Annotated in this window: 6 protein-coding genes and 1 tRNA gene; 5 read left to right on the forward strand and 2 right to left on the reverse strand. The window is 64.8% G+C overall.

What is annotated here, in order from left to right; all coding sequences use genetic code 11:
* Positions 1-123: 123 nt before the first annotated feature.
* Both phaR and ACYVH8_RS12925 read right to left on the reverse strand, forming a co-directional pair.
* Positions 124-657 carry a polyhydroxyalkanoate synthesis repressor PhaR gene (gene phaR / locus ACYVH8_RS12920; RefSeq protein ID WP_460489224.1) on the reverse strand — a complete coding sequence of 178 codons (534 nt, stop codon included), beginning with the start codon at positions 655-657 and terminating at the stop codon, positions 124-126.
* A 132-nt stretch (positions 658-789) separates the two neighbouring features.
* A tRNA-Val gene (locus ACYVH8_RS12925) sits at positions 790-866 on the reverse strand.
* A 132-nt stretch (positions 867-998) separates the two neighbouring features.
* Here ACYVH8_RS12925 and ACYVH8_RS12930 point away from each other — a divergent pair.
* The 5 genes from ACYVH8_RS12930 (at position 999) to ACYVH8_RS12950 (ending at position 8,754) form a co-directional block, all read left to right on the forward strand.
* Complete coding sequence (locus tag ACYVH8_RS12930; protein WP_460489225.1) at positions 999-1,757, forward strand: 3-hydroxyacyl-CoA dehydrogenase; 759 nt, start codon at positions 999-1,001, stop codon at positions 1,755-1,757.
* A 19-nt stretch (positions 1,758-1,776) separates the two neighbouring features.
* Positions 1,777-3,642 carry a gamma-glutamyltransferase family protein gene (locus ACYVH8_RS12935; protein WP_460489226.1) on the forward strand — a complete coding sequence of 622 codons (1,866 nt, stop codon included), beginning with the start codon at positions 1,777-1,779 and terminating at the stop codon, positions 3,640-3,642.
* A gap of 39 nt (positions 3,643-3,681) precedes the next feature.
* Complete coding sequence (dnaG, locus tag ACYVH8_RS12940) at positions 3,682-5,532, forward strand: DNA primase (protein WP_460489227.1); 1,851 nt, start codon at positions 3,682-3,684, stop codon at positions 5,530-5,532.
* 267 nt (positions 5,533-5,799) lie between these two features.
* Positions 5,800-8,217 (forward strand): RNA polymerase sigma factor RpoD, encoded by a 2,418-nt coding sequence (gene rpoD, locus ACYVH8_RS12945; protein ID WP_460489228.1) that lies wholly within the window; start codon positions 5,800-5,802, stop codon positions 8,215-8,217.
* Between the two features lie 165 nt (positions 8,218-8,382).
* The gene (locus ACYVH8_RS12950) at positions 8,383-8,754 is read left to right on the forward strand and encodes a hypothetical protein (RefSeq protein WP_460489229.1); all 372 of its coding nucleotides are present in this window, start codon (positions 8,383-8,385) and stop codon (positions 8,752-8,754) included.
* Positions 8,755-8,890 lie beyond the last annotated feature (136 nt).

The raw sequence follows: 8,890 nt of genomic DNA on the forward strand, positions 1-8,890 counted from the left end.
CAGGCTGACGTTGCCGCGCTGCACGGGCAAGCAGTGTTCGATGCGTTTGAATTGCTCGGGTGTGATCTCCATGCCTGCAGTTTCGCATTCGATGACTCTCGACACAATTAGTGTTAACACGCCCTAGCGCTTGAGCCCGAAGGTCTCCAGCATCTGCTCGGTCTGTTTCTGCATCTGCTCCTGCATCTGCAGGTAGAGGTTCTTGGACTGTTCCAGGTTCTGCGTCACCAGGCCCTGCATCATGGGCGCCTGCATGGCCATGAACTGGCTCCACATCTCGGGCGTCAGCCCCTTGGACTGCTCGGCAAGCCTGGTCTGCATATCCTGCAGGGTCTGGATGTTCTTCTCCAGGTAGCCCCCCATGAAACCCTGCATGGCATGGCCATAAAAACGGATCACGTTGGAAAGCACCGAGGTGCTGAACATGGGGGACCCGCCGGCCTCCTCTTCCAGGATGATCTGCAGGAGGATGCTGCGCGTCAGGTCTTCGCCGCTCTTGGCATCGCGCACCACGAAGGGGTCGCTGTCCATGACCAACTGCTTGATCTCGGTGAGCGTGATGTAACTCGACGTGCGGGTGTCGTACAAGCGGCGGTTGGGGTATTTCTTGATGATCCGCTCAGCGCCTGCAGCGGCCTCGCCCTTTTTCTCTTTCATGCCCTGATCTCCTCTGCACGGTCCTGCGGACCGCTTACATGCATTGCGCTGCAACACATTCTAGGAAGCCGCTAGCGCCACCACCCCAAGGTTTACCCTGAGAGCGGATGGCGACAAGACGGAAAGGGATTTTGGTAGGCGCGATTGGACTCGAACCAACGACCCCCACCATGTCAAGGTGGTGCTCTAACCAGCTGAGCTACGCGCCTGAGAATTCGTTCGAGAGAGCGAGTATAGCAGCAAACTTCCGCTCGCCTTCCGCTTCGCGGTCGCGCCGCCAGAGAAAAGAAGGGCTGCGCCATAATTGACGTGAACGTAAGGTCAGAACACAGGAGCTTTTCATGCAGATCGCAGGCAAGGTATTCATCGTCACCGGCGGCGCTTCCGGCCTGGGCGAAGGCACGGCACGTTTGCTGGCCGCCCATGGCGGCAAGGTCGTGATTGCCGACATGCAGGCCGACAAGGGCGAGGCCGTGGCCAGGGAGATAGCCGGTGCTTTCGTCAGATGCGACGTGAGCCAGGAAACCGACGCCCAGGCCGTCGTCGCCAAGGCCGTCTCCCTGGGCAAGCTCATGGGTCTGGTCAACTGCGCCGGCATCGCCCCGGCCGAGAAGACCGTGGGCAAGAACGGCGCGCACGCGCTGGCCAGCTTCAGCCGCACCCTCACGGTCAACCTGATCGGCAGCTTCAACATGATCCGCCTGGCCGCCGACGCCATGTGCAAGAACGAGCCCGAGGCCACGGGCGAGCGCGGCGTGATGATCTCCACGGCCAGCGTGGCTGCTTTTGATGGCCAGATCGGCCAGGCCGCCTACAGCGCCTCCAAGGGCGGCGTGGTCGGCATGACCCTGCCGATCGCGCGCGACCTGGCGCGCAACGGCATCCGCAATATGACCATCGCCCCCGGCATCTTCGGCACCCCCATGCTCTTCGGCATGCCGCAGGAGGTCCAGGACGCGCTGGCCGCCAGCGTGCCCTTCCCCAGCCGCCTGGGCACCCCCGAGGACTACGCCAAGCTGGCCCGGCACATCTTCGAGAACGACATGCTCAACGGCGAGGTGATCCGCCTGGACGGCGCCATCCGCCTGGCCCCGCGCTGAGCGCCTCCCAGGAGCTCGCATGCGCAGCACACGGCAACTTCCGGTTCTGCTGCTCGCAGGCCTGCTCCTGCTCGCGATCCCCGCCGGTGCGAAATCCCCCGCACCGTCCAGCGGTGTCCCGGCCCAACCCGAGGCCGCCAGCAGCCGGCAGAACAAGGCCGGCTGGGCCAGCAAGAAGTTTGCGGTCGCGGCGGCGCACCCGCTGGCCGTCGAGGCGGGTTACCAGATCCTCAAGGCCGGCGGCAGCGCCGTGGATGCCGCCGTGGCCGTGCAGATGGTGCTGGCCCTGGTCGAACCCCAGTCCAGCGGCATCGGTGGCGGCGCCTTCATGCTGCACCACGACGGCCGGATCACCGAAGCCTACGACGGCCGCGAGACTGCGCCGAGCGAGGCCGATGAAGACCTCTTCCTCGACGCACAACGCCAGCCCCTGAGCTTCCAGGCCGCAGCCGTGGGCGGGCGCGCGGTCGGCACACCCGGCGTGCTGCACATGCTGGCGCTGGCCCATCAGCAGCATGGCCGCCTGCCCTGGCGACAGATCTTCCAACCCGCCATCACCCTGGCCGAAGAGGGTTTCCCGGTCGGCCCGCGCCTGCATGCCCTGCTCGCCGAGGCCGACTCCCTGCGGCAGGACCCGGACGCCGCGGCGTATTTCTTCGACAGCCAGGGCCGGCCCTGGCCGGTCGGCCACCGCCTGAAGAACCCGGAGCTGGGCGCCGTGCTGCGCCGCATTGCCGACGAGGGTGCGCGCGTCTTCTACGAAGGCGAGATTGCCACGGCCATCGTGCGCAAGGTCCGCGAACACCCGGGCAACCCGGGCCGCCTCACCCTGGCCGACCTGGCCGACTACGAATCCACGGTGCGCCCTCCCCTGTGCTTCGTCTACAGCGCGCGACCGCTCAGCCCTCCCAGGGCCCGCCAGCGCGACGTCCGCATCTGCGGCATGCCGCCGCCGAGTTCGGGCGCCCTGGCCATGGGGCAGATCCTGGGCCTGCTGGCGCACACACCCGCAGCCCGGCTGCAGCCCGCACGCGGCCCCCAGGGGCTGCAGCCCGGCCCGGACTGGCTGCACCTCTACACCGAAGCCTCGCGCCTGGCCTTTGCCGATCGCGCCGTTTACGTGGCCGACCCGGACTACGTGCCGCCGCCGGGCGACAGCTGGATGAGCCTGCTCGACGAAGACTACCTGGCCCAGCGCGCCAGGCTCATCGGCAGCGGCCCGGGCGCGCGGCGCATGCCCGACGCCCCCGCGGGCATCCCGGCCGGCGTCCAGCAGAGCCTGGGGCCCATGCCCGAGCAGATCGAGCACGGCACCTCGCACATCAGCATCGTCGATGGCCAGGGCCGGGCCCTGTCCATGACCAGCAGCATCGAGGCTGCCTGGGGCTCGCGCCTCATGGTCAACCGCGGCCAGGGCCTGGCCGGGGGCTTCCTGCTCAACAACCAGCTCACGGATTTCAGCTTCATGCCGCGCAGCGAGTCGGGCGCGCCCATCGCCAACCGCGTGGAGCCGCGCAAGCGGCCGCGCTCGTCCATGAGCCCGGTGCTGGTGTTCGAACGGCCCGGCGGCCAGTTCCTGCTCAGCGGCGGCAGCCCGGGGGGCGCCTACATCATCCATTACACGAGCAAGCTGATCTACGGCACGCTGCACTGGAATCTGGACGTGCAGAAGGCCATCGATGTACCCAACTTCGCGGCCTTTGGCGGGCCGGTCTTGTTGGAGGAACAGCGTTTTCCCAAGAGCACGGCAGCGGCCCTGCGCCAGCGCGGTCATCGCGTGCAGGAACAGGCGCTGACCAGCGGTCTGCAGGCCATCCAGGTGCGCGGCAAGGGCCTGTACGGCGGGGCTGACCCGCGGCGCGAGGGCACGGTCAAGGGCGACTGAGCCTGCGCCGCCTCCGGGCACTCTTCCTACAATCGCCCCATGGCCATCCCCCAGTCCTTCATCCAGGAGTTGCTCGCCCGCGCCGACGTCGTCGAGATCGTCGGGCGCACCGTGCAGCTCAAGAAGGGTGGCGCCAACTTCATGGGCCTGTGCCCCTTCCATGCCGAGAAGTCGCCCTCCTTCACGGTCAGCCCGAGCAAGCAGTTCTATCACTGCTTCGGTTGCGGCAAGCACGGCGACGCGATCAATTTCCTGATGGAACAGACCGGCATGAGCTTCATCGAGGCCGTGCGCGACCTGGCCCAGCACTACGGCCTGCAGGTGCCGGAGGACGAGGCCAGTCCGCAGGACCGCGCCCGCGCCGCCGAGCAGCGCCAGAAGCAGGCCACACTGAATGATGTGCTCGAAAAAGCGGGTGAGGCCTACCGCAAGCAGCTGAAAAACGCGCCACGCGCGGTGGACTACCTCAAGGGCCGCGGCCTGTCAGGTGAAGTCGCCAAGGCTTTCGGCCTGGGTTACGCCCCCGAAGGCTGGCGCAGCCTGGCCAGCGTGTTTGCGCAGTACGACGACCCGTTGCTGGTGGAGTCTGGCCTGGTCATCACCAATACCGACGACGACAAGGGTGAGGAAAAGCGCTACGACCGCTTCCGCGACCGCATCATGTTCCCGATCCGCAACGTCAAGGGCGAGTGCATCGGCTTTGGCGGGCGCGTGCTGGGTGACGAGAAACCCAAGTACCTGAATTCCCCCGAGACCCCGGTCTTCAGCAAGGGGCATGAGCTCTACGGTCTCTTCGAAGCCCGCAACGCCATCCGCGACGCCGGCTACGTGCTGGTGACCGAGGGCTATATGGACGTGGTGGCCCTGGCCCAGCTGGGTTTTCCCAATGCCGTGGCCACGCTGGGCACGGCCTGCACCACCGACCATGTGCAGAAACTCTTCCGCTTCACCGACGCGGTGGTCTTCAGCTTCGATGGCGACGCCGCCGGCCGGCGCGCGGCGCGCCGCGCGCTGGACGGCGCCCTGCCCTACGCCAGCGACGTGCGCACGGTCAAGTTCCTTTTCCTGCCCGCCGAACACGACCCCGACAGCTACATCCGCGAATTCGGCAAGGAAGCTTTCGCGCGCTGCGTCAGCGAGGCCATGCCGCTGAGCCGCTTCCTGATCGAAGCGGCGAGCGAAGACTGCGACCTGGGCACGGCCGAAGGCCGCGCCCGCCTGTCCAGCCAGGCCAAGCCGCTGTGGAACGCCCTGCCCGATGGCGCACTCAAGCGCCAGCTGCTGGGCGAAATCGCCAGCCAGGTCCAGCTTGACAGCCAGGAACTGGCCGGCCTGTGGAACACCGCGCCTCGGGGGAGCGCACCGCGCAGCTCCGAACGCAGCAGCGCGGGTGCGGCTTCCGCCCCTGCCGGCTACCGCGCCAGGCCCTCGCGCCTGGCCGGCCGCAGCCTGCCGGTCAACCGCGCGGACCAGGCCGCCCGGCTGCTGCTGGCGCACAGCCACCTCTGGGACCAGCTTTCCAGCGAAGACCATGGGCTGCTGTGCGCCCTGCCGGACGCCCATGGCGAACTGCTGCGCTGGCTGGAAGCGCAGTTGCATGAACACGGCCCCCTGCCCTGGGGCGCGCTGAGCGAGGCCTTGCGCGAGCACCCGGCCCAGATCCTGGCCCAGAAACTCATGACCGGCTCCGACCTGGCCGCCACCGACGACCAGGGAGAGGCCTTGACCGAACTGCGCAACCTGCTCAGGCGCATGCTGATCGAACAGCTCAAGGCCGAAGAAACCGAGGCCATCGCCGCCTCGCAGCTGGACCCGGCGGCCCTGACCCGCTACCGCGAACTGCAAACGCGCCGCATGGCCCTGGAAACGGGCGTCAGCGCCGCGGAATGAGCCCCGGCAAGCCGCGCCGGCATTGAATTCCGGCGATTGCCGGGTATAATCCAAGTCTGATTTCGGCAAGAGCGACAGCAGCACCTCCGGGCCAGGCCAACCGTAGCCTCCGCGCACGACCGGCCACCTTACCGCAAGGACTGCATCCCAAATGTTCGCCCTCCCATCTTGCCCCTGAGGATTTCTCCTCTGTCCCCCAACTGCGCCGGTTTTTTCGGTGCTGTGTTTGTTTCTTTGTGCCAGTTTTTGATGTTTCGAGGTTGATCCATGCCCGCTCAAAAGTCCAAGAAGCCTGCAAAGCCCGCCGCAAAACCCGTCGCGAAGGCTGCCCCGAAGCCCGCCACCAAGGCCAAACCCGTTGCCAAAGCCGCCCCCAAGGCGGCCGTGAAGGCAGCGGCCAAGCCGGTGGCCAAGGCGCAGCCCGCCACGAAAGCCAAGACAGTGCCCGCTTCCAAGACCCCCACCAAGACTGAAAAAGCCGAGAAGGCCGGCAAGCCGACCGCCGCCGAGCTGAAGAAAACCGCCGCCACCGCCACGGGCGAAGTGGTCGCCAAGAAGAAACCGGGCCGCCCGCCCAAGGCCGCCGGCGCCGAAGCCGGCGCGCCGGCCAAGACCGGCGCCAAGCGCGGCCGCAAACCCAAGAACGCCGTCGACAAGCCCGAAGGCGACCTGGACCTGTCGGACATCGAAGCCGAGTTTGCCGAGGAACCGGCCGCCGCCCCCGGCGAGAAGGTCAAGCCCCTGCGCATGAAGATCAGCAAGGCCAAGGAACGGGCCTTGATGAAGGAATTCGGTCTGGACGAGACCGTGCTGTCCGAAGAAGACCTGGCCAAGCGCCGCCAGCGCCTCAAGCAGCTGATCAAGCTGGGCAAGACGCGGGGTTACCTGACCCACGGCGAAATCTCCGACCACCTGCCCGACAAGCTGGTCGACGCCGAGACGCTGGAAGTCGTGATCTCCATGCTCAACGACATGGGCGTGGCCGTCTACGAGCAGACCCCGGACGCCGAGACCCTGCTGCTGAACAACACCGGCCCGACCGCCGCCACCGAAGAGGAAGCGGAAGAGGAAGCCGAAGCCGCCCTGTCCACCGTGGACAGCGAATTCGGCCGCACCACCGACCCGGTGCGCATGTACATGCGCGAGATGGGCACGGTCGAGCTGCTGACCCGCGAAGGCGAAATCGAGATCGCCAAGCGCATCGAAGGCGGCCTGATGGACATGATGGAGGCCATCAGCGCCTCCCCCGCCACCATCGCCGAGATCCTGCGCCTGGGCGAGGAAATCCGTGAAGGCAAGATCGTCATCTCCACGGTCGTTGACGGCTTCGTCAACGCCCAGGAAGCCGACGACTTCGTGGCCGAGGAAGACTTCGACGAGTACGACGAAGCCGACGACGACGACGGCAAGGGCGGCTCCAAGGCCCTGACCAAGAAACTCGAGGAGTTGAAGAACCAGGCGCTGGAGCGCTTCGACCGCCTGCGCAGCCTGTTCGAGAAGGTGCACAAGATCTACGACAAGGAAGGCTACGGCACCCCGGCCTACCAGAAGGCGCAGAAGTCCCTGTCCGACGAGCTGATGACCATCCGCTTCACGGCCAAGACCATCGAGAAGCTGTGCGACCTGGTGCGCGCCCAGGTGGACGACATCCGCAAGAAGGAGCGCGAGCTGCGCCGCATCATCGTGGACAAGTGCGGCTACCCGCAGGACCACTTCATCACCGACTTCAGCGGCCGCGACAAGCACGGCCAGCCGGCGCGTTCGCATCTGCTGGACCTCAAGTGGATCGAGAAGCAGGCCCACGCCGGCAAGCCCTGGAGCGCCGTCATGGCGCGCAACATCCCCCCGGTGCAGGACCTGCAGCAGAAGCTGATGGACCTGCAGTCGCGTGTGGTGGTGCCGCTGGACCAGCTCAAGGACATCAACAAGCGCATGAACGAGGGCGAGGCCTCCTCGCGCGCGGCCAAGAAGGAAATGATCGAGGCCAACCTGCGCCTGGTGATCTCCATCGCCAAGAAATACACCAACCGCGGCCTGCAGTTCCTGGACCTGATCCAGGAAGGCAACATCGGCCTGATGAAGGCGGTGGACAAGTTCGAATACCGCCGCGGCTACAAGTTCTCGACCTACGCCACCTGGTGGATCCGCCAGGCCATCACCCGCTCCATCGCGGACCAGGCCCGCACCATCCGCATCCCGGTGCACATGATCGAGACCATCAACAAGATGAACCGCATCAGCCGCCAGCACCTGCAGGAGTTCGGCTTCGAGCCTGATGCCAGCCTGCTCGCGCAGAAGATGGAGATCCCCGAGGACAAGATCCGCAAGATCATGAAGATCGCCAAGGAGCCGATCTCGATGGAAACTCCCATCGGCGACGACGACGACAGCCACCTGGGCGACTTCATCGAGGACACGGCCAACACCGCCCCGGTGGAAGCCGCCATGCAGGCCGGCCTGCGCGACGTGGTCAAGGACATCCTGGACAGCCTCACGCCGCGCGAAGCCAAGGTGCTGCGCATGCGCTTCGGCATCGAGATGACCAGCGACCACACGCTGGAAGAGGTGGGCAAGCAGTTCGACGTGACCCGCGAGCGCATCCGTCAGATCGAGGCCAAGGCATTGCGCAAGCTCAAGCATCCCTCGCGCTCGGACAAGCTGCGCAGCTTTACCGACAACATCTGATGGCTGTCTTAGGCGCTATTTGAAAAAGCCCGCTTCGTGCGGGCTTTTTCTTTTCTGCGTTGAGTTGCCAAACTAGCTAAAGTTCTCTTCACATGGTAAAAATTGCTTCGTGCTGAACCGGGCTCAAAAAGCACTTTGTCAATATTGATTAATTCTGGAGGGCGCATGAAGGTCTTGGAGCGAGTCAAGTCTGTTCTTATTTTTGATGTTATTTTGCGCGCGACATTTGGTGGTTCACTAATCTGGCTGCTAGTCGGTATCGTTTTTTACTTAAAAGAGCTGGGGGCTAAAGGCGAGTGTGTTTGGGTGGTACCGTCTTGGCTGGCGTGGTGGATAAATATATGTCAAGAGCTTGGGGCTCCGATATACGTTACAGAAAGATCCTTCGGCACTTCGATTTGGAATGGTCCTTGCACTTTTATTTTTTCTCCGCTTGGCTTTATCGAGTTTCTGATTGGTCCATTTTTCTTGATCTGGGTTGTGGGCGTCTGTGCCGCATGGGTTCGAAACCCAAAGATTTTTTCTCAACGTGCCTAGCCCCTAGTGGACTGTAACGATTGAATCGGTAGTAATGCGCCGTGACAGATCGCAATACTTCCATTTCACGGGTTTGGGTTGCTCGTTGTACTTGCGGATGTATCGCATGAGCTTTCTCTTGAGGTCTTGCACGGAA

The sequence above is a fragment of the Curvibacter fontanus genome (genome assembly GCF_054780335.1).